Annotated in this window: 19 protein-coding genes and 1 tRNA gene; 7 read left to right on the forward strand and 13 right to left on the reverse strand. The window is 64.2% G+C overall.

Annotated features, from left to right (window positions below; genetic code table 11):
• The first annotated feature begins 434 nt into the window (after positions 1 to 434).
• Both J5M67_RS05785 and J5M67_RS05790 read left to right on the forward strand, forming a co-directional pair.
• On the forward strand, positions 435 to 1,061 hold the full coding sequence (locus tag J5M67_RS05785) for a response regulator transcription factor (protein ID WP_207884367.1): 627 nt from the start codon (positions 435 to 437) through the stop codon (positions 1,059 to 1,061).
• An 8-nt stretch (positions 1,062 to 1,069) separates the two neighbouring features.
• The gene (locus J5M67_RS05790; protein ID WP_207884368.1) at positions 1,070 to 4,717 is read left to right on the forward strand and encodes a transporter substrate-binding domain-containing protein; all 3,648 of its coding nucleotides are present in this window, start codon (positions 1,070 to 1,072) and stop codon (positions 4,715 to 4,717) included.
• 3 nt (positions 4,718 to 4,720) lie between these two features.
• Here J5M67_RS05790 and J5M67_RS05795 read toward each other — a convergent pair whose 3' ends face one another.
• From J5M67_RS05795 to J5M67_RS05815, 5 genes are all read right to left on the reverse strand, one after another.
• Complete coding sequence (locus J5M67_RS05795; RefSeq protein ID WP_207884369.1) at positions 4,721 to 6,052, reverse strand: deoxyguanosinetriphosphate triphosphohydrolase; 1,332 nt, start codon at positions 6,050 to 6,052, stop codon at positions 4,721 to 4,723.
• Between the two features lie 70 nt (positions 6,053 to 6,122).
• Positions 6,123 to 7,289, reverse strand: coding sequence for an EAL domain-containing protein (locus tag J5M67_RS05800; RefSeq protein WP_207884370.1), 1,167 nt, complete (start codon positions 7,287 to 7,289; stop codon positions 6,123 to 6,125).
• Between the two features lie 75 nt (positions 7,290 to 7,364).
• The gene (locus J5M67_RS05805; protein WP_207884371.1) at positions 7,365 to 7,685 is read right to left on the reverse strand and encodes a hypothetical protein; all 321 of its coding nucleotides are present in this window, start codon (positions 7,683 to 7,685) and stop codon (positions 7,365 to 7,367) included.
• Entirely contained in the window at positions 7,682 to 8,065 is a 384-nt protein-coding gene (locus tag J5M67_RS05810; protein ID WP_207884372.1) for a phage holin family protein, read from the reverse strand. Before J5M67_RS05810 ends, J5M67_RS05805 begins: the two co-directional genes overlap by 4 nt.
• Before the next feature lie 3 nt (positions 8,066 to 8,068).
• A complete protein-coding gene (locus J5M67_RS05815) occupies positions 8,069 to 8,386 on the reverse strand; it encodes a YqjD family protein (RefSeq protein WP_207884373.1) in 318 nt (105 codons plus the stop codon).
• Between the two features lie 406 nt (positions 8,387 to 8,792).
• Here J5M67_RS05815 and J5M67_RS05820 point away from each other — a divergent pair, with 406 nt between their 5' ends.
• Complete coding sequence (locus J5M67_RS05820) at positions 8,793 to 10,001, forward strand: ammonium transporter (RefSeq protein ID WP_207884374.1); 1,209 nt, start codon at positions 8,793 to 8,795, stop codon at positions 9,999 to 10,001.
• Between the two features lie 59 nt (positions 10,002 to 10,060).
• On the opposite strand, the gene J5M67_RS05825 is transcribed toward J5M67_RS05820, so the two are convergent.
• The 4 genes from J5M67_RS05825 to J5M67_RS05840 all read right to left on the reverse strand — a co-directional run bounded on the left by J5M67_RS05825 (position 10,061) and on the right by J5M67_RS05840 (position 13,926).
• A complete protein-coding gene (locus J5M67_RS05825; protein ID WP_207884375.1) occupies positions 10,061 to 11,344 on the reverse strand; it encodes an OprD family porin in 1,284 nt (427 codons plus the stop codon).
• 115 nt (positions 11,345 to 11,459) lie between these two features.
• On the reverse strand, positions 11,460 to 12,383 hold the full coding sequence (locus J5M67_RS05830) for an MBL fold metallo-hydrolase (protein ID WP_207884376.1): 924 nt from the start codon (positions 12,381 to 12,383) through the stop codon (positions 11,460 to 11,462).
• A gap of 15 nt (positions 12,384 to 12,398) precedes the next feature.
• Positions 12,399 to 13,313 carry a pyridoxamine 5'-phosphate oxidase family protein gene (locus tag J5M67_RS05835; RefSeq protein ID WP_207884377.1) on the reverse strand — a complete coding sequence of 305 codons (915 nt, stop codon included), beginning with the start codon at positions 13,311 to 13,313 and terminating at the stop codon, positions 12,399 to 12,401.
• A 16-nt stretch (positions 13,314 to 13,329) separates the two neighbouring features.
• On the reverse strand, positions 13,330 to 13,926 hold the full coding sequence (locus J5M67_RS05840) for a glutathione S-transferase family protein (RefSeq protein WP_207884378.1): 597 nt from the start codon (positions 13,924 to 13,926) through the stop codon (positions 13,330 to 13,332).
• 145 nt (positions 13,927 to 14,071) lie between these two features.
• Between J5M67_RS05840 and J5M67_RS05845 the strand changes: the two genes are divergently transcribed.
• Complete coding sequence (locus tag J5M67_RS05845; protein ID WP_207884379.1) at positions 14,072 to 14,629, forward strand: TetR/AcrR family transcriptional regulator; 558 nt, start codon at positions 14,072 to 14,074, stop codon at positions 14,627 to 14,629.
• A 15-nt stretch (positions 14,630 to 14,644) separates the two neighbouring features.
• Positions 14,645 to 14,884 (forward strand): glutaredoxin family protein, encoded by a 240-nt coding sequence (locus J5M67_RS05850; RefSeq protein ID WP_279381555.1) that lies wholly within the window; start codon positions 14,645 to 14,647, stop codon positions 14,882 to 14,884.
• Positions 14,885 to 15,035: 151 nt separating this feature from the next.
• Here J5M67_RS05850 and J5M67_RS05855 read toward each other — a convergent pair.
• The 3 genes from J5M67_RS05855 to mobA all read right to left on the reverse strand — a co-directional run bounded on the left by J5M67_RS05855 (position 15,036) and on the right by mobA (position 16,159).
• A tRNA-Pro gene (locus J5M67_RS05855) sits at positions 15,036 to 15,112 on the reverse strand.
• A 145-nt stretch (positions 15,113 to 15,257) separates the two neighbouring features.
• Positions 15,258 to 15,479 carry a YgdI/YgdR family lipoprotein gene (locus tag J5M67_RS05860; protein WP_207884381.1) on the reverse strand — a complete coding sequence of 74 codons (222 nt, stop codon included), beginning with the start codon at positions 15,477 to 15,479 and terminating at the stop codon, positions 15,258 to 15,260.
• Positions 15,480 to 15,571: 92 nt separating this feature from the next.
• Entirely contained in the window at positions 15,572 to 16,159 is a 588-nt protein-coding gene (mobA, locus tag J5M67_RS05865) for a molybdenum cofactor guanylyltransferase MobA (protein ID WP_207884382.1), read from the reverse strand.
• Positions 16,160 to 16,229: 70 nt separating this feature from the next.
• On the opposite strand from mobA, the gene moaB reads away from it, so the two are divergent.
• Positions 16,230 to 16,769 carry a molybdenum cofactor biosynthesis protein B gene (moaB, locus tag J5M67_RS05870; protein WP_207884383.1) on the forward strand — a complete coding sequence of 180 codons (540 nt, stop codon included), beginning with the start codon at positions 16,230 to 16,232 and terminating at the stop codon, positions 16,767 to 16,769.
• On the forward strand, positions 16,766 to 17,980 hold the full coding sequence (glp, locus tag J5M67_RS05875; protein WP_207884384.1) for a gephyrin-like molybdotransferase Glp: 1,215 nt from the start codon (positions 16,766 to 16,768) through the stop codon (positions 17,978 to 17,980). The genes moaB and glp overlap by 4 nt, the downstream gene beginning before the upstream one ends.
• Positions 17,981 to 18,116: 136 nt before the next feature.
• On the opposite strand, the gene J5M67_RS05880 is transcribed toward glp, so the two are convergent.
• Positions 18,117 to 20,391, reverse strand: a 2,275-nt coding sequence (locus tag J5M67_RS05880; RefSeq protein ID WP_207884385.1) for a calcium-binding protein, incomplete at its 5' end; no start/stop codon positions are given.

Here is a 20,391-nt window from a genome sequence, read left to right on the forward strand (position 1 = left end):
AGTGCTTCAAGTTTGTACGGATTGGCCAGGTGCGATATCGCGGTGGCGCTTCTGCACGCCCACCAGCCGGCTGGCGGCATGATGGGCAGGGGTTTCAGGGGAGGGCCGCTGCTTTCTGAAGTGGATCCCTCAGCAGGGAAGCGGCCATCCCGGAGTCTGTCGGTCGTGTTACTGGTCCTGTCCAGAAAGCGATGTCAGGGCTTCGCTGTTTTGCATCAGAAAGTTCTTATGCGAAATCAGACTTTTGCATAAGGATTTGCTTTTTTACGTGGCGCGTAAATCCGTATTTTGACGGTTTTGTAGGATATATACGCTTGTTGCGTAGGAATATCCTTAGTCGTCAAATATCGAGGGGGTCTCATCTCGACAGAATAAGCTCAGAAGATATCTTACCGGCAGATATTTCACTTGATGAAAACTGTCGGAGGGATTCCGTGAGCAAGGTACTTATTGTCGATGACCACCCGGTAATCCGCATGGCAATGCGGGTATTGCTGGAAAAAGAAGGCCATGTCGTCGTGGGCGAGACGGACAACGGCGTGGACGCGCTCTCCTTGGTCAAGGACCTGGTTCCGGATCTGGTTGTCCTGGACATCGGAATCCCCCGCCTGGATGGCCTGGAAGTCATCAGCCGAATTTCCGCCTTCGAGCTGCCACTGAAAATCCTGGTGCTGACCGGGCAGAGCGCCTCGTTGTTCGCCATGCGCTGTATGCAGGCCGGCGCCTCGGGGTTCGTCTGCAAGCAGGGCGGGCTCGCCGAACTGGTCAGCGCGGTCAGCGCCGTGGTCGCGGGATACAACTACTTCCCCAGCACGGCCATTCGGCAAACACGCAGAAACAGTGGGCAGATGGATGACCAGGAGCTTATCCAGCGTCTCTCCGACCGCGAGATGGCCGTGCTCCAGTACCTGGCGAATGGCTACTCGAACAAGGAAATCTCCGAGCAGATGTTCATCAGCAACAAGACGGTCAGTACCTACAAGACCCGGTTGCTGCTGAAGCTGAATGCTCATTCCCTGGTCGACCTGATCGAATTTGCCAAGCGTAATGCCTTGGTCTGAGGTGGGTGATGTTCAACTGGCGTAGGCACCTTCGCATTGCACTTGGCGCGATACTGCTGCTGGGATGCCTGGGTGCCGTGGGTGAGGAGTCCCCTTCCTGGTCTTCCATGAATCTGTTGGCGCGCGCTTCGGACGTACCGGTCAAGGTTCATCTCGACGAGGCGGACTGGCAGTGGCTGCGCAGCAAGCGCACCCTCGTGCTGGGGGTGACGGCACCTGACTATGCGCCGTTCGACATCACTGCCAGCGGCACGGACCTTGAAGGTGTCACCGCCGATTACATGGGCGTGCTCGCCGACGCGTTGAACGTTCGTGTCGAAGTGCGCCGGTACGCCGATAGAAAGTCCGCGATCGACGCACTCCAGCACGGCGAGATAGACCTGCTGAGCCGTGCGACCCACTATGAGTCGAGTGCCCCCGGGATCAGCCTGTCCCAGCCTTACTTCACCAACCAGCCGATTGTCGTCGGTCCGCAGGGCGTGCGCCTGGACAGCGGGGAGCAACTGCTGGGCAAGCGGATTTCGGTGGTCAGCGATTACTTCTCCAGCGAGGAGATCGCGAGGTACTTACCCAAGGCCACGATCATGCCTTTCCAGTCCGTGCGACAGGCGCTCGAGGCGGTCGCATTCGGCCAGGCGGATCTGTTCGTGGGGGACGCGTTCAGCGCGCAGTACCTGATCAGCCAGGGCTATCTTTCCAACCTGAAGTCGCTCAACTTCGCCGGTTTCAATGGTGCAGGATTCAGCTTTGCCGTCAGGAGCTCCGACGATGTCTTGCTGAGAATCCTGGATCACGCGCTGGCAGCCACGCCGCAACAGCTCGACAACAGCATCCAGCGACGCTGGAGTCCTGGCGGTGCCTATTCCATCGCCAACCAGCGACTGATCCTCACGCCCCAGGAGCAGCGCTGGATGGAGCGCAACCCGCACCCGGTGCTGGTAGTCGATCGCGCGTTGGCCCCGATCTCCTTCTTCGATTCGCAACAGAACTTCCGCGGGATTGCAGCGGACGTGCTGGGCCTCATACACGCGCGTACGGGACTCAGCTTCGACGTGCAGCCCGAGCCCGGCGTCGCCGCGATGCTGGAGGACGTCAGGAATGGCAGGGCGAAGGCGATTGGCGCGCTGACGCCGACCGCGGACAGGGAGGAGTGGCTGACCTTCACCCGTCCTTACATGACCGCGTCCTTTGTCGTGGTGGTGGCGAAGAGCGCTGAGTGGTTCCGTTCCCTGGACGATCTTCGTGGGCGGCGAGTGGCCGTGCCCAAGGGCTCGGTTCTGGAAAGCTTCATGCGTGAGCGGCACCCGGAGGTGCAGCTCGTCCTCGTGGAGAACAATGTCGATGACCTGCCGATGATCAGCGAGGGCAGGGTGGATGCAGGCATACACCTGTCGACATCGGCGAATTACCTGCTTTCTCGCTATTACCGCGACCTGCGCGTGGCGGCTTCCCTGGATCGGGAGCCGGGTCAGTTCTCCATCGCCGTCTCCCTGGCGGACCCGGAGCTGCTGAGCATCCTGAACAAGGCGATACTGGCGATTTCTCCAGATGATATGGCCAACGTCATCGGCCGCTGGTCCGCGACTGCCGAAAATCCCGATAGCATCTGGGACGGCTACCGCAGCCAGATCATGCGACTGGTCTGGGGCGGCATCGTGCTGCTCTGTGCGGTGTTGCTGTGGAATTGGCGATTGCAGGTGAAGGTCCGCCGCCGACAGGTGTCGGAGAAGGAGCTCAGCTATCGACTCGGGTTCAAGCGCGCGATGATCGATGGCATTCCCCACCCCGTTGCAGTGCGGGATCGGGAGGGGCGGCTGATTACCTGCAACCGCAGCTTCCTCGAGGTGACGGGCATGAGCCGCGATACCGCGCAGGGCAGCCGTCTCATCGATTGCGACTGGCTGCCCGCCGAGGAGGCCAGGGCGCTGCATGAGGAGCTTCTCCAGGCCATGGATCGGGGGACGGCGTTGACCGCGGACCGGGTTTTCCGACTGCGCGGCAAGGAAATGGAGGTCTACCACTGGGCGACGCCTTATCACGGAGGAAAGGGCGAGGTGCTGGGGCTGGTGAGCGGCTGGCTCGATGTCACCGAGCGCGAGCGTCTGCATCATCAGTTGCAGGCCGCCAAGGATCAGGCCGAAGAGGCCAACCGCGCCAAGAGCACGTTCCTGGCCACCATGAGCCATGAAATCCGTACCCCGATGAACGCGGTGATCGGCATGCTCGAACTGGCGTTGACGCGCGCCGATCATGGCCATTGGGAGCGCGAGCCGGTCGAAGTCGCCTATGACTCGGCCAGGTCGCTGCTGACGCTGATCGGCGACATTCTCGATGTCGCCAAGATCGAGTCCGGGCGTTTGACCCTGATGCCGGAGCGGGCCCGGTTGCGCGAGCTGGTCGAGTCCATCGCCAGGGTGTTCGATGGCCTGGCGCGGCAGAAGGGGCTGGAGCTCAAGGTCGAGATAGAGGCGGAGGCTGCCGTCGATGTGCTCATCGATCCGCTGCGCTTCAAGCAGATACTGTCGAACCTGGTCAGCAACGCCATCAAGTTCACCGACAAGGGCCAGGTGCGGATCCGGGTACGCGGGGAGCGCCTCGCCGGGGAGCGCATTGCGCTGAATGTTTCGGTTCACGACAGCGGTATCGGGATATCCGCCAGCGATCAGGCCCAGCTCTTCGAACCCTTCAGCCAGGCCTCGCAGAACAGCCATGCCTCGCGTGGCGGGACTGGCCTAGGGCTCACCATCTGCCGCAAGCTGGCGGAAATGATGGATGGTAACGTGTGCCTGGAAAGTCAGCTGGGGCAGGGGACGCAGGTCTCGGTGAGTCTGTTGCTGCAGGTGCTGGAGCCGTTGCCTGAAGAAACGGTGGCTCCCAAGGCTGCACCTCAGGCGCGGGGCCGCTCGCTCCGGGTGCTGGTGGTGGATGACCATGCCGCCAACCGACTGCTGTTGAGTCAGCAGCTTGAGCACCTGGGCCATCAGGTGGACGTGGCATCCGATGGGGCTCAGGCATTGCAGATCTGGCATCCCGGTGATTTCGATCTGGTAATCACCGACTGCAACATGCCGGTGCTCAACGGCTACGACCTGGCGCACCGCATTCGTGAGCTGGAGGCGGAGATGGACGGGGAGCCCTGCGTGATTTTCGGCTTCACCGCCAATGCCCAGCCGGACGAGGTGGAGAACTGTCGTCGTGCCGGTATGAACGACTGCCTGTTCAAACCCATTGGCCTTGAGAACCTGCGCAAGCGTCTGGAGTCGGTCCCCGGCATCGTGGCTGACGCCGAGGGTGAAGCGGCGCAAGGTGTCGATTTGCGATTGCTGGAGGAAATGACGGAAGGGAACCCCGTCCTTATCCGCCGCCTGCTGGAGGAATTGCACAACAGCAACGACGCCGACATCGAGCAGGTCGGCCCCTTGCTGGATGCGCGGGACTGGAAGCAATTGGGGGACCTGGCGCATCGCATGAAGGGCGCTGCACGCCTGGTGAACGCCGTTGCCTTGCAGGACGGTTGCGCCAGGCTGGAGACCGCCTGCCGTGATCATCCTGACCTGTCGGAGATCCGCGCGAGGGTATCGATCGTCATCGCGGCGATGGACGACCTGCAGCGGGGGCTCAACGCGCAACTGTCCCGCTCAGGGCGGGTGGCTTAAGGCTCAGCTCGGGCTGGAGCGGCCGGTCATTTCCCGCGCGAGTTCCGTGGCATAGCTATCGGTCATGCCGGAGATGAAGTCGATAACGCGCAGGAAGGAACGGTATAGCGTCCAGCTCGGGTCCGGTGCGTTATGTCCGAGTAGGTCGAGGATTCGCCGGTGCTTGAAGGATGGCGTGCGTCCGCCATGCTGCTCCAGGGCTGCGCCGCAGAAAGAGTTGAGCAGGATTTCCAGGGTGGTGTAGGCGCCGATTTCATGGAGCGTCTTGCGCTTGTCCTGGAAGATTTTCTCCCGTGCCATGGCCTTGGCCCGTTGCACGCAGCGCTTGGCGGGGCCGTGCATGTGTTCCACCAGGTCGCCGGTCAGCTGCCCGGCCAGCAGCGCCGGTTCCTGCTCGACGAAGGCCCGTGCCGCGGCATTGGTCAGGTGTTCGATGGCCTTGCCCCGGAGGATGGCCAACCGGCGTCGACGGGAGTCATTGGGACCCAACTGGCGGTAGGTTTCCGGCAGGTCATCACCGACCAGGTCGAGCAGCAGCGCTTCGACTTCGGCGTAGTCGAGCAACTCCATCTCCAGGCCATCTTCCAGGTCGATCAGGCCGTAGCAGATGTCGTCCGCGGCTTCCATCAGGTAGACCAGTGGATGGCGCGCCCAGCGCTCGGTCTCCAGCTGCGGCATGCCCAGCTTCTGGGTGATCTGTTCCAGCAGCGGCAGTTCACTGCGGTAGCAACCGAACTTGTGTTTCTTGTAGCCCAGCGAGTCGGCGTGGCGGGCGGTCCAGGGGTATTTCAGGTAGGTGCCGAGGGTCGCGTAGGTCAGGCGGGTGCCGCCGTCGAACTGGTGGTATTCGAGTTGGGTGAGTACCCGGAATCCCTGGGCGTTGCCTTCGAAATGCAGGAAGTCGGATCGCTCCTCGTCGTGCATGTCGTCCAGCCAGCCACGTCCGGCGGCATGCTGGAACCAGTGGCGGATCGCGTCTTCGCCGGAGTGGCCGAAGGGCGGATTGCCGATGTCGTGGGCCAGGCACGCGGACTGCACGATGACGCCCATGTCCGCCGGGTCGCACCATTCAGGCAGGCGGTCGCGAAGGATTTCACCGACCCGCATACCCAGCGAGCGGCCGACGCAGCCGACTTCCAGCGAGTGGGTCAGGCGTGTGTGGATATGGTCGTTGCTCGACACCGGGTGTACCTGGGTCTTGCGGCCCAGGCGGCGGAAGGCACCGGAGAAGATGATACGGTCGTGGTCCTTGTGAAAGGCGCTGCGGCCGAGTTCGGCGCTGCTGTGTACCGGTTTGCCGAGGCGTTCTCGGGGGAGCAGGGTGTGCCAGTCCATTCGTGGTTCCGCGATCGTGAAGAGTTACCGGCAACGCTAGCCGTTCGCGCCGGCAATCTCAATCGCGCGGCTACAGGCCTTCGGCATCGATGTCGATGAGGAGCAGGCGTCGGCCCTGGTCGATGAACTGGCCGGCGGTCATGCAGTACTGGTTGGTGGTGGCGTCGCGGTAGGTGTTGGACAGCATCAGGCGACGTTCTTCCCAGCCTTCGGCCAGCAGTTGGTAGAAGTATGGGCGCCAGGACCAGTTGTGGCCCAGGTAACGCCGGTCTTCCTTCCAGAACAGGCCGTTCCACTCCAGGTTCGGTGAGGTCTGGGTGCCGTGGCGGTCGCACTGGTAGATGCGCAGCAGGCGGGTGAAGGATTCCGGTGCTGGAGGCAGGCTGCTGAGGATGGCGCCGCTCTCGGCCCAAGGGCGCAGCATGTCCGCCAGCTCGGCGAGTTGCCGGCGCAGCTGGATAAGGCTGGCGCGTTCCTGCAGCTTGCGGCGCACGTAGCGATCCCGGTGTTGGGCGAAGGCGTCGCGGAAAGCGTTGCTGGCCGGGAACTCCAGTGCGGGCCTGGCGAACAGGTAGCCCTGCACGTAGCGCGCGCCGCACTCCAGGGCGAAGTCCATTTCTTCCTCGGTCTCTACGCCTTCGGCGATGATCCAGCAGCCGGTCTTCTCGGCCATCTGCGCCAGGGCTTTCACCACGTCGCCGCTTGGCCCGCCGCGAGCGGCCGCCTGGAACAGGCGCATGTCGAGCTTGAGGATGTCCGGCTGCAGCGCCAGCACGCGGTCGAGCTGCGAGTAGCCGGCGCCGAAATCGTCGATGGCAATGCGCGCACCGGCTTCGCGGTAGCGCGCAACCACCTCTGGCAGCCGCTGCTGGCCGCCGCCCAGTTCGGTGATCTCGAAGACCACGCGCTTGGGCGGCACGCCTTGCTGCTCCAGCTGCTTGAGGCTGGGGAGCGGCTGGTTCGGGCGCAGGCGGCCGATCCAGCGCGGCGAGATGTTCAGGCTGAGGAACCAGTCCGAGGGGGCTTCGTGGATACGCGCCAGAGCCGCATCGCGGATCTGCCGGTCGAGCCGGCGCAGTTCGCTCAGGCCCACCCGCGGGTTGACGAACAGCGGGCCGACCGACAGCAGTTCTCCATTGTCCTGGCGCAGGCGACCCAGGGCCTCGACACCTGCGACCAGGCCGGTCGCGGTGTCGATGAAGGGTTGGAAGCAGGCGAGTGGTTGTCCTTCGGTCACGGGGCACATCCTTGATGGGGGTGACAGCAAGCGCCAACGGCGCGGGTAACTGTCATGTAGCAAGAATGTGGCCACTCAGGGCGGCGGCGGTGTTTCGCTCCGCGGTTTGCGCAGTTGCAGCAGAAGGGGCGCAAGGGCGATGCCAATGCGCAGCAGGCGAATCCACCGACGCTTGCCGAACAGCAATGCCAGGGCCGCTGCGCCGCCGGCACCGGCCCATAGCGGTGTGCTACCGCGCAGGCTCTGGCCGATCTCGCGGGCATGCTTGAGCGGATGCAGCAGCAGGTCGCTCTCGCGCTTGAGCTGCTGGCGCTGCATTTCCAGGCGCAGTCGTACGATGGCCTTGCGCAATTCTGCCCGTGACAGGTTGCGCGCAGATTCCGGCAGTTCGCTCATGGCAACAGGCGCTCCCGGTCTCGGGCCAGTTCGTCGAGCGTCGCACTGAAGGGCGAGCTCTCGTCGCTGAGCAGTTGGTACAGGCGCCAGGCGCACAGGGCGCCGCCCGCGATATAGAAGAGGCAGAGGCCGGTGGCCGCCTGCAGCCGATAGCTGTCCCAGAACAGCAGCAGGATCAGCGTCGACAGGCCGATCAGCAGGAGCAGTGCGAACACCAGGGCAAGCCCTGCCAGCAGCAGGAGCTGTACGGTGCGTGCCTTCTGCTCCTGCAGTTCGATGCCCAACAGTTCGACGTGCCCATGCAGCAGCCCGAGGAATGCGGCGCCCAGGCGCCGCAGGGAAGGGGAGTTGGCCTTGTCGGCATCCGTTCCGTCGCTCATGGATCAGCGCCGGCTTACCAGAAGGCCGAGCAGGAAACCGATGCCGGCTGCGATGCCCACGGCCTGCCACGGATGCTCGTTGACATACTCCTCGGTGGCATCCGCCGCAGCCTTGCCCTGGTCGCGTACGGCGTCCTTGGTGGAGTAGATGGCTTCACGGGCGCGCTTGAGGCTGGAGTTGATCTGGTCGCGCATCTGATCGGCTTCGGCGCCTGCTAGGTCGGCGGAGCTCTGCAGGAGTTTCTCGGTATCGCTGACGAGGGCCTGGAATTCCGCCAGGAGTTCTTCCTTGGCGGCGTTCACTGCGGTCTTGCGAGGCATGTGATGCTCCTTGATCGAGTTGAGGTTCTGTAGTTTTCGAGCCCCATAGTCCGGGGAAGTTTCTCATAAGTTGCGTACCCGGCGATGCCGAAGCCACGGGCTGAAGCCTAGCCGCTGATTTTTTCTGCGGATGGTATGCCGCTTGCATTTCACTGGTGCGCAAGGAGAGCGGAGTGCCCCGTCGCGGGGCGCTTCCGGAGTGATGGAAAGCCGGAGGAATCCGCTCAACACACTGAAAAACAAAAGGAAGTACAGGAAATTGCCTGGCTGGCCCAATCGCCTGTGAGCGAATCCGGGGCGGCAGTCGGCTCCCGCTTGGTGCATCGCTGCTTCAGGGTGGTGCGGGGTGTGGTGGTCGCGGGCCGTTTTGGTGCTTTCCCCTTGACCTTCGGGGCTGCCTGTAGCGATGGAAAACCTCAATAGCGCCGTGGAAACCCTGGTCCACGGCTCCAACACGCTGTTCATCCTGATGGGCGCGGTCATGGTCCTGGCCATGCATGCCGGCTTTGCGTTCCTCGAAGTCGGCACGGTGCGCCTGAAGAACCAGGTCAATGCGCTGTCGAAGATTCTCTCGGACTTTGCCATTTCGACCCTGGCCTACTTCTTCGTCGGCTATTGGATCGCCTACGGCGTGAACTTCCTGCACCCGGCGGCGACGCTTGCGACGGAGAACGGTTATGCCCTGGTGAAGTTCTTCTTCCTGCTGACCTTCGCCGCTGCGATTCCGGCGATCATCTCCGGAGGCATCGCCGAGCGCGCGAAGTTCGGCCCGCAGTTGTGCGCCACGGCGCTGATCGTGGCGTTCCTCTATCCCTTCTTCGAGGGGCTGGTATGGAACGCCAATTTCGGATTCCAGGACTGGCTGAAGGCGGAGTTCGGCGCGACCTTCCACGATTTCGCCGGCTCCGTCGTGGTGCACGCCTTCGGCGGCTGGCTGGCGCTGGCGGCGGTGCTGCTGCTGGGGCGGCGCAATGGCCGCTATCGCGAGGGGCGCCTGGTGGCCTTCGCGCCGTCGAACATCCCGTTCCTGGCGGCGGGTTCCTGGGTGCTGATCGTCGGCTGGTTCGGCTTCAACGTGATGAGCGCACAGACCCTGGTCGGTGCCAGCGGACTGGTGGCGGTCAATTCATTGCTGGCGATGGTCGGCGGCACCGTGGCGGCGCTGCTGGTGGGGCGAAACGACCCGGGCTTCCTGCATAACGGTCCGCTGGCCGGACTGGTGGCGGTCTGTGCCGGCTCCGACCTGATGCACCCGATCGGTGCGCTGGTCACCGGCATGCTGGCGGGTGCGTTGTTCGTCTGGGCGTTCACTGCGACCCAGGTGCGCTGGAAGATCGATGACGTGCTCGGTGTCTGGCCGCTGCATGGCCTGTGCGGCGCCTGGGGTGGCATCGCCTGCGGGATCTTCGGCCAGTCGGCGCTGGGCGGCATCGGTGGTGTGAGTCTGGCCAGCCAGCTCGTCGGAACCTTGACCGGGGTGACCCTGGCATTCGCCGGTGGCCTGCTGGTCTATGGCCTGATCAAGACTGCGGTGGGAATCCGCCTGACCCAGGAACAGGAGTACTACGGTGCCGACCTGTCGATCCACAAGATCGGTGCGATCAACCAGGACTAGGTGGCGCGGTATGAAAAAAGCCCGGCATGTGCCGGGCTTTTTGCGTTCCGCTGCCGGGGTTACCAGAGCGGCATGGTGTAGCTGACGATCAGGCGGTTTTCGTCTGCGTAGTTGCTCGACGCGGTGTTGGCGGCATAGTTGCTGCGGGTGGTCGCGTTACGCCATTTGACGCCGAGGCCCTTCAGTGCGCCGTCCTGGAACACATAGGCGATGTCGGTATCGCGCTCCCACTCGCGGCCTTCCTCGGTGGTGTTCAGGCGATCGATGTCGGTGCCCTTCACGTAACGGGTCATGAAGGTCAGGCCGGGGATGCCGAGACCGGCGAAGTTGTAGTCGTAGCGGGCCTGCCAGGATTTCTCGTCCTTGTTGGCGAAGTCCAGTATCTGCACAAAGTTGACCAGGTAGGGATCGGTGCCGTTGACGTAGGCGAAGCCGGTGTCGCCGCTCATCTTCTGGAAGCCCAGGCCGAAGGCGTTGTAGCCCAGGTTGTAGGTGACCATGCCGTTGATGGCCTTGTTGTCGACGTTGCTGCCGCCGTCGTCGGTGGACTTGGCGTAGCGCAGGTCGGTCTTCAGCGACTGGCCGTCGGCGATCGGCAGGGTCCAGCCCATGGTCACGAAGTGCTGCTTGTAGAAGTCGCTCAGCTCGCCGTAGTGGTAGCCGGTGCTGAAGTTCTTGGTCCAGTTGTAGGTGCCGCCGCCGTAGTAGAACTCGTTGCTGGTCAGGCCCTTGGTGACGGCGATGTTCTTCTTGCCGCCGGTGGTGAGGGTCATCTCCTGGTAGTTGGAGGAGTCGCGCAGGTTGGTCTGGTTCAGGCGGCCGGCGTCGAAGGTCAGGCCGTCGAGTTGGGTCGAGTTGACACCGGTACCCACGAAGACTTGCGGCAGCAGGCGGCTGTCGTTGGACACGATGACCGGCAGCTTCGGAATCAGGGTGCCGGTCTTCAGCACGTTCTTCTCGTAGCGAAACTTGGCGGTGGCCCCCAGCTTGCTGTAGTCATCCGGAGCGGAGCCGTCGGCCTGCTTGGGTAGCAGGCCGGTGCCGGTGCGGTCCGGGCTGGAGTCCAGTTTCAAGCCGAGCATGCCGATGGCATCCAGACCCACACCGATAGTGCCCTCGGTGAAGCCCGACTCGTAACGCAGAATGAAGCCCTGAGCCCATTCCTCGGCCTTGCTCTGCTGGGCCGGGGTAGAGCTACGGAAGTCGCGGTTGAAGTAGAAGTTGCGCATCTCGACGCTGGCTTTACTGTCCTTGATGAACTCAGCGTGGGCAATGCTCGGAACGGTAACGCTGGTACCCAGCGCGGCCAGGGCCACGGCACGGGCGATCGGGGTCTTGCTCATTGTTATTGTCTCCTCGAGCGCTTGGGGCAGGTCGGTGATGCCGGATGGGGTCGGCATGTCGAACTGTTACAGCCTACCTACTAAATCATTACAAATAGTTGACGACTCTTAGACCTTAGTCGTTGATTAGTGAGCTGGCTATCGAAGCGCCGGGCGGCGTGGGCCGTGGGTTTGCCTCTACCCAGTGCGGGTAGTAGCCGAGGCGGTCCTGCACCTGGGCGTCGTGGGCGGGGATGACGGTCAGTTCCGGGTGCGAACGCATCAGCAGGTGCACATGCGCCACTTCCGCCAGGGTGCGCTCGCGGTCGTTGTCCACCAGCTTGCTGCTGATCCAGAACTTCTCGTGGGGCCCGGTGAAGCCGGAGAGCCGCCAGGTGGTGTCGCCGGTGAAGAAGAAGCGCCGACCGTCGTCCAGGGTGATGAACAGGCCTGCCGCACCGGGCGTATGGCCGCGCATGGGCACCAGCACCAGGCTGCCGTCGCCGAACAGGTCGAGGCTCTCGTCATAGCCCATGAAAGGCTTCGGCTCGAACTGATAGGGCACCCACTTCACCGGGTGGCGGAACTGGCTGGGGAAAACGGCCGGCGGCTGGGCGATGTGGGCGTAGTTGATCTCCTCATAGGGCGCCCAGACCGGTACGTCGGGGAAGTCCGACAGGCCGGAGGCGTGGTCCCAATGCGCATGGGACAGCAGGATGCGGTCGATACGGATGCCGCTGCCCTGCAACTGATCGCGCACCGGGTTCAGCCCCTCATAGCGGAACAGTGGCTTGTCCCACCAGGGCATGTCCTGCTTGAACTGCGCGTCCGCCTGGCTACCCAGGCCGGTGTCGAACAGCAGCGTCGCGGCGTGGTGCTGGATCAGCACGGCGGTGTGGTTGACCGGTACCGGGCGGGTCCAGTCGCCGCCGGCGACGGTGAAGGCCTCCAGGGTGGTCACGCCGGCGGTGCGGACCAGCGCGAAGCGCAGATCGGCCGCGGTGGCATTCAGGCAGGCGAGGGCGAGCGCCCCGGCCAGCAGCAGGGAGAACAGACGCATGGGACGGATTCCTTTTCAGTCAGCGGTCGGCAGGAAGGGTGAGTACTGCAATTCGGAGAAGCCCAGGGGTAGACGTGCGCGCCGCAGGCACCAGGCGCCGGGTTGCAGGCTGAGCATGCGTTGGGCTCCGGGTGCCCAGTTCGGCGTACCGTCCTGTGGCCAGTGGATGCGTGCGGTCGCTTGCAGGTGCAGCAGGTCGCCGCTGTCAAAGTCGATCAGCAACAGGGCACAGCGCGGCTCCAGCGCCAGGTTGCCAAGGGTGTTGAACAGGTTGTTGCCAGCGTAGTCCGGCAGCCAGAGCAGGCCGTCTTCGCCCCGCCGCAGGAAGCCCGGCGGGCCTCCGCGGTGGGAGATATCGACGCCGCCGTTCTCGCCTGCATGGCGGCTGGCGATGAACAGGGTGTCGCTGCGGGTCGCCAGCGCTACCCAGCGTGAGTCGAGTCCGACGCCACCCAGACTCGGCCCCGGCGTGCGTGGCAGGGCCTGCCAGTGGCGCGACTGGATGTACTTCGGACAATTGCCGAAGGACTGCATCGCGCGAACGCTGAAGCCTTCGTCATCCACGGCCTCCACCCGGCCGTTGAGGCGGTTGCGCCGCCGGGTCGGCAGTTCGAGTCCGAGCAGGCCCAGCTGGGCGTCTTCGCGCAGGTTGGCGTGCAGCGGGTCGTCCGCTTCGGCCAGGGCATCGATGCGCAGGCGCTCCGGTTCCGGGGAGTGGGTGAAGCCGGGCGGGCCCCAGAGCACCGAGGCCTGGGGCTGCCCGTCAGGATCGACACTGCCGACCAGCAGCCACGGCAGCAGGGCGAAGAACTCGCGGTGCTGGTCCGGCATGAAGCTGCGGACCACCCGGCTACCGAACTCGGCGACCCTCTCGCGTACGCCGGCCTGCTCCTGAATCGCCAGTTCACCGGGGTGGAAGGGCGTGTCCATCGAATACCTCCGGGCCTTACAGCCGAGGTTGCGGTACGTAGCCGGGCAGCGCGCGGACGCGGGCGAGCCAGTCCTGTACATAGGGATAGCCGGAAAGCTCCAGGCCGCCTTCTTCCGCCAGCGTCACATAGGGATAGACGGCAACGTCGGCGATGGTCGGTTCCTGGGTCTGCGCCAGCCAGCGATGCCCGGCGAGGGTGGCGTCGAGCAGTTCCAGCGCATGGCGACCCTTGGCCTGGGCGGCGGGCAGGTCGCCGGGGCGCTTGAACAGCAGGATCACGCGCGCCTGCGCCAGGCCATGCTGCACTTCGTTGGCGGAAAAGCTCAGCCAATGGGCGATGCGCCCCTGCGTCACCGCGTCCTGCGGATTCCAGCGCGGCTCGGCGTATTGCCGGGCGAGGTAGACAAGGATGGCGTGGGAGTCGCCCAGGCGCAGCTCGCCGTCCTCCAGCGCCGGCACCTGGCCGCGCGGGTTGATCGCGAGGAAGGCCGGGCGCTTGTGCGCGCCACCGACGAGGTCGACCGGCACCAGTTCGGCGGGTTGACCGATCAGCCCGAGGAACAGGCGCACCTTGTAGCAATTACCGGAGAGCGGGACGTCGTGCAGTTTCATGGCGAATTCCTTTGCGTTGATTGTTGTGGCGACTGCGGAATGGATAATAGACAGACAGGTCTGTATAGTTCAAGCGGAAAGATTGCCCGTCGGTCGCGCCACAGGCCCACGGCTCGCGCATAATGTCGGGTCAGGAGGTAATTCCATGGCATCCAGCAAACGCGAACTGCTGCTCAGCACCGCCCAGGACCTGTTCTACCGCGAGGGTTACCACGCCACCGGCATCGACCGCATCCTCGCGGAGTCCGGCGTGGCGAAGATGACCCTGTATAAACACTTCAAGTCGAAGGACGAGCTGATCATGGCGGCGCTAGAAGAGCGCCACGCTCGCATGGCCGAGCGCATGAGTGTCGCCGAGCGGCACATGGAGCCGCGTGCTGCGATCCTGGTGACCTTCGACGCTTTGCAGGACATGCTCGGCGCGGAGGGCTTCTGCGGCTGCGCCTTCATCCACGCCGCCGGCGAGTTCCACGATCGCGATCATCCGATCCACCGCCAGGCTGCGGAACACAAGGCTTTCATCGAGCGCTACTACGTTGCCCAGCTGGAGCGCCTGGGGGTTATCCAGCCGCAGGTGCTGGCGCGGCAGCTGCAATACCTGCTGGAAGGCGTGCTGGTGATGGCGCACATGCAGGGGCCGGCGAACCAGGCCCTGGAAGCCCGCGCGGCGGCCGACGCGCTGCTGCAACACGCCGGAGTCTGAACCATGGAGTCGAACATGCCCCCCGAATGCCAGCTCTTCGGCACCCTGGGTTGCCATCTGTGCGAAGTGGCGGAAGCGGTGCTGATGCCCTTCGTCGAACATGGCCTGATGGTCGAACTGGTGGACATTGCCGACCGCGAGGAGTGGGTCGAGCGCTATGGCCTGACCATCCCCGTGCTGCGTCGCTGCGATAGCGGCGCCGAGCTCAATTGGCCCTTCGATACCGAGCAGGTCGCCAGCTTCCTCAGTAGTTGAGTGCGCGTGTCGACGGGCAACTCCGGGCCGCCGGGATCCGCTCATGAAAAAGCCCGTCCATTGGACGGGCTTTTTTGTGCCTGCGGATTCTTCCTGGGATGAAAAATTGCAGGCAATAAAAAACCCGCCGTTAGGCGGGTTTTTCGGGATTTGGTCGGAGCGACTGGATTCGAACCAGCGACCTTCTCGTCCCGAACGAGACGCGCTACCAAGCTGCGCTACGCTCCGTTTGATGGCGCGCATTCTACCGAAAAACTTTTGATGCACAAGGGGTTAGCGAAAAATTTTTCAGAAATATTTTTCGCTCCCCGTAAAAAAGCGAACGCCCCGCAGACCGGCCAGGGCCTGCAGGGCGTTTTCATGCACGGGGAACTCAGAGCTCTTTGACGGTCCGCACCTGATCCTTGTTCACGCGGATGGATTTGCCATCCAGCTGTTCGAACTCATAGAAGCCGGATTCATCATCGAACTTGGGCTTGTCGACCGATTGAATCTCGCGGCCGTCGTTCAGCGTGATGACGGACGGTGTGGAGCAACCTGCAAGCACGCCAATGCCCAGGGCGAGCAGGAAGGCGGGAAGCATCCGGTTGGTCATGGGGTGAATCTCCTGATGAGCGAACAAAAATGTACGACGGTTCCGACAGGGATTTTTCCGTCAAAGTTCCCGGAATTTTTTCGAGATCGTCGCTAGCGGGCGTCGTAGAGCAGTTCGGGTGTATTGAGGTTCGCCAGGCGCGGGTCGGCGACAGGGCAGTCCACCGCCTGCAAACCCAAGTGCGAGAAAACATGGCGGGGGCTGCGGTCGCCGCGTTGCCAGGCTTCCTCTATCTGCGGCCGAAGGGCGGCGGGGATCACACAGAACAGCGGCTCCCACTGATCGCCGCTGCGTAGCATCTGCACGTCGCTCGGCGATGCGGCCGCGGCTTGCAACAGCCGCTCCAGCAGTGCGCGGTCCAGCAACGGGGCATCGCAGGGCAGCACCAGCAGGTGCGAGTGCCGCGCCACGGCGAGCCCGGCGCGAATACCGGCCAAGGGGCCAGGGAAGTCGGGGCTGTCGTCGTGCACCAGGCGGTCCGCGTAGAGCGCGTACTCGTCCGGGTTGCGGTTGCAGGAAATGATCAGGTCGTCGCTCAGCGGGCGGGCGAGGGCGGCGGCATAGCTCACCAGCGGCCGGCCCTGCCAGGGCAGCAGGCCCTTGTCCTGCCCGCCCATGCGTTGACCACGGCCTCCGGCGAGGATCAGCACGGAACAGGGCGGCAGTGGGGCGTGTGGCATGTCAGGGTCTCCAGGGCGGGCCTGTGATATAACACCGCGCATTCCAACCTCACAAGCAAGGGCCCTCATCATGAGCCACAAGGCCGAGCAGCCATTCGTCCCGCTGAACATCGCCGTCCTCACCGTCAGCGACACCCGCACCCTGGAAACCGATACCTCCGGCCAGCTGTTCGTTGACCGACTGAAGGCCGCCGGGCACAACCTCGCGGCGCGCGTCCTGCTCAAGGATGACCTTTACCGCATCCGCGCCCAGGTGGCGACCTGGATTGCCGAGGATGAAGTGCAGGTCGTGCTGATCACCGGCGGCACCGGCTTCACCGGCCGCGACAGCACCCCGGAAGCCGTGACCTGCCTGCTGGACAAGGTGGTGGACGGCTTCGGCGAGCTGTTCCGACAGATTTCCGTGGCCGACATCGGCACCTCCACCGTGCAGTCCCGCGCGCTGGCGGGCCTCGCCAACGGCACCCTGGTCTGCTGCCTGCCGGGCTCCACCAACGCCTGCCGCACCGCCTGGGACGGCATCCTCGGCGAGCAGCTCGATGCTCGTCATCGCCCGTGCAACTTCGTGCCGCACCTGAAGAAGGCGGCGCCCTGCGAGAGCCGCGGATGAGCGGCTGCGACAAGCCCGGCCTGCTGCCGGTCGAGGATGCCCTGGCCCGTCTGCTGACCCTGGCCGAACAATCCCCGATCACCGGGAGCGAAACCTTGTCGTTGGCCGAAGCGGATGGCCGTGTGCTGGCCGAGCCGCTGCTGGCCGGGCTGGACCTGCCGCCGTGGCCGAACAGCGCCATGGACGGTTACGCGCTGCGCCTGGCCGACTGGCAGGGCGAGCCTTTGCCGGTCAGCCAGAAGATCTTTGCCGGCCAGGCGGGTGAACCGCTGCAGCCGGGCACCTGCGCGCGCATCTTTACTGGCGCGCCGGTACCGGCAGGCGCCGACTGCGTAGAGATGCAGGAAAACGCCGAGGTGCTGGACGATGGCCGCGTGCGCTTTCTCGAAGCGCTCAAGGTCGGTCAGCACATCCGTCCGCAGGGCCAGGAAACCCGCAAGGGCGACTGCGTGCTGCCGGCCGGCACGCGCCTGGGGCCCATCGAGATTGGCCTCGCCGCTTCGCTCGGCGAATCCGAACTGAACGTGCGCCGCCGCCCGCGCGTGGCGCTGCTGTCCACTGGCGATGAGCTGGTCGAACCGGGTAAGCCGCTGGCGCTCGGGCAGATCTACAACAGCAACCGCCACCTGCTGCGCACCTGGCTGCAACGCTTCGGCTGCGAGGTAGTGGACGCGGGCATCCTGCCGGACGATCTCGAACTCACCCGCCAGGCGCTGGCCGGGTTGTCGAACGTGGACCTGATCCTTTCCACCGGCGGCGTGTCCGTCGGCGAGGCGGACTTCCTCGGCGCCGCCCTGCGCGAGGCAGGTGAGCTGGCGCTGTGGAAACTGGCGATCAAGCCGGGCAAGCCGCTGACCGTCGGCCATTACCAGCAGGTTCCGGTGATCGGCCTGCCGGGCAATCCCGCGTCCACCCTGGTGACCTTCGCGCTGCTGGCGCGGCCTTATCTGATGCGTCGCCTGGGCATGCAGAAGGTCGAGCCGCTGCGTGTGCAGGTACCCGCCGGGTTCAGCTGGACCAAGCCGGGCAACCGCCGCGAGTACTTGCGCGCGCGTCTGGAGAATGGCCGCGCGGTGCCCTATGCCAACCAGAGCTCCGGCGTGCTGCGCAGCGCAGCCTGGGCCGAAGGCCTGGCGGAAGTGCGCGAAGGGACGACGCTGGCCGAGGGCGACTCGTTGGCCTTCATTCCCTTCAGCGAATTGCTCGATTGATCCGCTCGCAGGCTGATTTGTAGGCGCGAGCTTGCTCGCGAACGCCGCATCGTTCCGATGCGCCGGCTCTTGGCCGGAAAAAAACGGGGCCGCAATTTGCGGCCCCGTTTTTTAGTGCTGACGGATCAGCAACGGCTCAGGCGATATCGGTCGTCGAGAACGCATTCGCCGCATTTACCCCGGTCAGAACGATCAGGGTGTCGCCGGTATCAACGGAGTGGTTCTGGTTCTCGTCGATGACCAGCCAGCCATTGCCGGAGCCCGCTGCGTTCCAGGCCATGTAGGCGCCGTTGGTCGCAGAGCCGCTTGCCATTACGGTGTTGGCGGCAGCGACGAAGGCATTGAAGTCAGCCAGCCCCGAGCCATTGGCGATGGTGACATTGCCTGCGTTCAGCGAGGTGACGATGGTGTCGTTCGCCGAGTTGAAGTCGCCGATGGTATCCGCGGTGGCCAGGGTGATGCCGGTGTCGCCGGTGGAGAACACGAAGGAGTCGTTGTCCTTGCCGCCATACAGCAGATCGACGCCGGTGCCGCCGTAGATCTCGTCGTCGCCGTCCTGGCCGAACACGGTGTCATTGCCCGACCCCGCCACGATGATGTCGACGTTCTGCCGGCCATAGATGACGTCGTCGCCGGAGCGGAAGTCATAGCCACCGCCGGGCAGGCTTTCGGTCCCGGCATTGGTACCGGTGACGATGCTGAAGGTTTCGTTGTAGGTGGCCTGCGCGCTTCCCGTGCCCTGGCTTGCCTGGACGGTCACTTCGTAGATGGTGCCGGAAGCGAGCCCAGTCGGGGTACTGAGCGCGCCAGCGGCACTGACGGCGAACTGCGCGCTCGCGTCGGTGATGATGCTCGCGGCGCCCAGGGCTCCGGACTTGGCGCTGAAGAGGCTGTAGGTGTATGCGCCTCCGCCGTCCACGTCGGTACCGGTGGTCACGCTGATAGTTCCGATGGCACCGTTGTTGCCGGGAACACCATTGCCTGTAACGAACGAATTGGAGGTGTCCGCAGTCAAGGTAAGGTCGCGCGGCGCATCGTTGCCTCCGGTGATGCCGATGGTGATGGTCTGGTTGGCCGAGGTTACGCCATCGGCCGCAGCGGTCACGTTGTACACCAGATTCGGATTGGCGCCCCACTGCAGCGCCTCGATGGCTGCGTCGTTGGCGACGAACTTGTAGGCGCCGGTGCTGCTGTTCAGGTACAGCGTGCCGTAGCCGCTGCTGGTGTTCTGCAGGTTGTAGTCCAGTTGTCCCGTCGTGGTGCTGCCGGCCAGGGCGAAGGTGAAGCTGGTGTCGCCGTCGCGGCTGCTGACGCTCAGGGTGCCAAGCGTGTCATTGAAGGTGTCGTCAGCCGCCGTGTCGGTATAGGACGCCACCACAGGCGCCACCACTGGAGCGTCTTCGGCGCCAGTGAAGTTGAAGGTAATGGTCTGGCTGGTCGAAGTCGCACCATCAGCCGCTGCCGTCACGTGATAGATCGCGCTTGGATTGTTGCCGGCCTCCAGCGCTTCGATGGCCGCGTCGTTGGCAACGAACTTGTAGGCGCCAGTGGTGCTGTTCAGGTACAGGGTGCCATAGGTACTGCTGGCGTCCTGCCGGTCGTAACCCGGGAGCGGCGATGAGCTGCTGCCGGCCAGGGCGAAGCTGAAGCTGGTGTCGCCATCGCGGCTGGTCACGCTCAGGGTGCCTACCGTGTCGGCGAAGGTATTGTCGGCTGCCGTATCGGTGTAGGAGGCGACTACCGGTGCCACCACTGGTGCGTCTTCGGCACCGGTGAGGTTGATGGTGATGGTCTGACTGGGTGAGGCAATGCCATCGGCCGAAGCGGTCACGTGATAGATCGCACTCGGATTGTTGCCAGCCTCCAGGGCCTCGATGGCAGCATCGTTGGCGACGAACTTGTAGGCCCCAGTGCTGCTGTTCAGGTACAGGGTGCCGAAGTTGCTGCTGGCGTCTTGCCGGTCGTAACCCGACATCAGCGAGTCACTGCTGCCAGCCAGGGCGAAGGTGAAGCTGGTATCGCCGTCGCGGCTGCTGACGCTCAGGGTGCCTACCGTGTCGGCGAAGGTATTGTCGGCCGCCGTGTCGGTGTAGCCGGCAACCACCGCTGTCACCTCCGGAGCGTCCTGAGCACCGGTCAAACTGATGGTCAGGGTCTTGGTGTCGGTCGCGCCCGAGCCGTCGGTCACCTTGAGCGTGAAGCCCTCGCTGGTGTTCGCCTCCAGCGCCTCGATGGCGCTGTCGTTGGGGACGTACTCATAGGCGCCGCTGTTAGCCAGGTAAAGCGTGCCGAAGTTGCCGACCAGTTTTTGCTGGTAGTTGGTTCCGTTGATATCGAAGGACCCGCTGGTCGTACCGGCACTGTCGATCGTATAGGCCTTGCTATCGCCGGCATCACGGTCTGCCGTGGTC

The sequence above is a fragment of the Pseudomonas sp. 30_B genome (assembly GCF_017491605.1).
Classification (GTDB): Bacteria; Pseudomonadota; Gammaproteobacteria; order Pseudomonadales; family Pseudomonadaceae; genus Pseudomonas.

Excerpts from the sequence above, each read along its gene's own strand:
- J5M67_RS05845 (WP_207884379.1), top strand. The coding sequence starts at position 14,072 with ATGGCATCCAGCAAACGCGAACTGCTGCTCAGCACCGCCCAGGACCTG.
- J5M67_RS05840 (WP_207884378.1), bottom strand. The coding sequence starts at position 13,926 with ATGAAACTGCACGACGTCCCGCTCTCCGGTAATTGCTACAAGGTGCGC.
- J5M67_RS05815 (WP_207884373.1), bottom strand. The coding sequence starts at position 8,386 with ATGCCTCGCAAGACCGCAGTGAACGCCGCCAAGGAAGAACTCCTGGCG.
- J5M67_RS05820 (WP_207884374.1), top strand. The coding sequence starts at position 8,793 with ATGGAAAACCTCAATAGCGCCGTGGAAACCCTGGTCCACGGCTCCAAC.
- J5M67_RS05825 (WP_207884375.1), bottom strand. The coding sequence starts at position 11,344 with ATGAGCAAGACCCCGATCGCCCGTGCCGTGGCCCTGGCCGCGCTGGGT.
- J5M67_RS05860 (WP_207884381.1), bottom strand. The coding sequence starts at position 15,479 with ATGACCAACCGGATGCTTCCCGCCTTCCTGCTCGCCCTGGGCATTGGC.
- J5M67_RS05805 (WP_207884371.1), bottom strand. The coding sequence starts at position 7,685 with ATGAGCGAACTGCCGGAATCTGCGCGCAACCTGTCACGGGCAGAATTG.
- J5M67_RS05850 (WP_279381555.1), top strand. The coding sequence starts at position 14,645 with ATGCCCCCCGAATGCCAGCTCTTCGGCACCCTGGGTTGCCATCTGTGC.
- moaB (WP_207884383.1), top strand. The coding sequence starts at position 16,230 with ATGAGCCACAAGGCCGAGCAGCCATTCGTCCCGCTGAACATCGCCGTC.
- glp (WP_207884384.1), top strand. The coding sequence starts at position 16,766 with ATGAGCGGCTGCGACAAGCCCGGCCTGCTGCCGGTCGAGGATGCCCTG.
- J5M67_RS05795 (WP_207884369.1), bottom strand. The coding sequence starts at position 6,052 with ATGGACTGGCACACCCTGCTCCCCCGAGAACGCCTCGGCAAACCGGTA.
- mobA (WP_207884382.1), bottom strand. The coding sequence starts at position 16,159 with ATGCCACACGCCCCACTGCCGCCCTGTTCCGTGCTGATCCTCGCCGGA.
- J5M67_RS05830 (WP_207884376.1), bottom strand. The coding sequence starts at position 12,383 with ATGCGTCTGTTCTCCCTGCTGCTGGCCGGGGCGCTCGCCCTCGCCTGC.
- J5M67_RS05810 (WP_207884372.1), bottom strand. The coding sequence starts at position 8,065 with ATGAGCGACGGAACGGATGCCGACAAGGCCAACTCCCCTTCCCTGCGG.
- J5M67_RS05790 (WP_207884368.1), top strand. The coding sequence starts at position 1,070 with ATGTTCAACTGGCGTAGGCACCTTCGCATTGCACTTGGCGCGATACTG.
- J5M67_RS05835 (WP_207884377.1), bottom strand. The coding sequence starts at position 13,313 with ATGGACACGCCCTTCCACCCCGGTGAACTGGCGATTCAGGAGCAGGCC.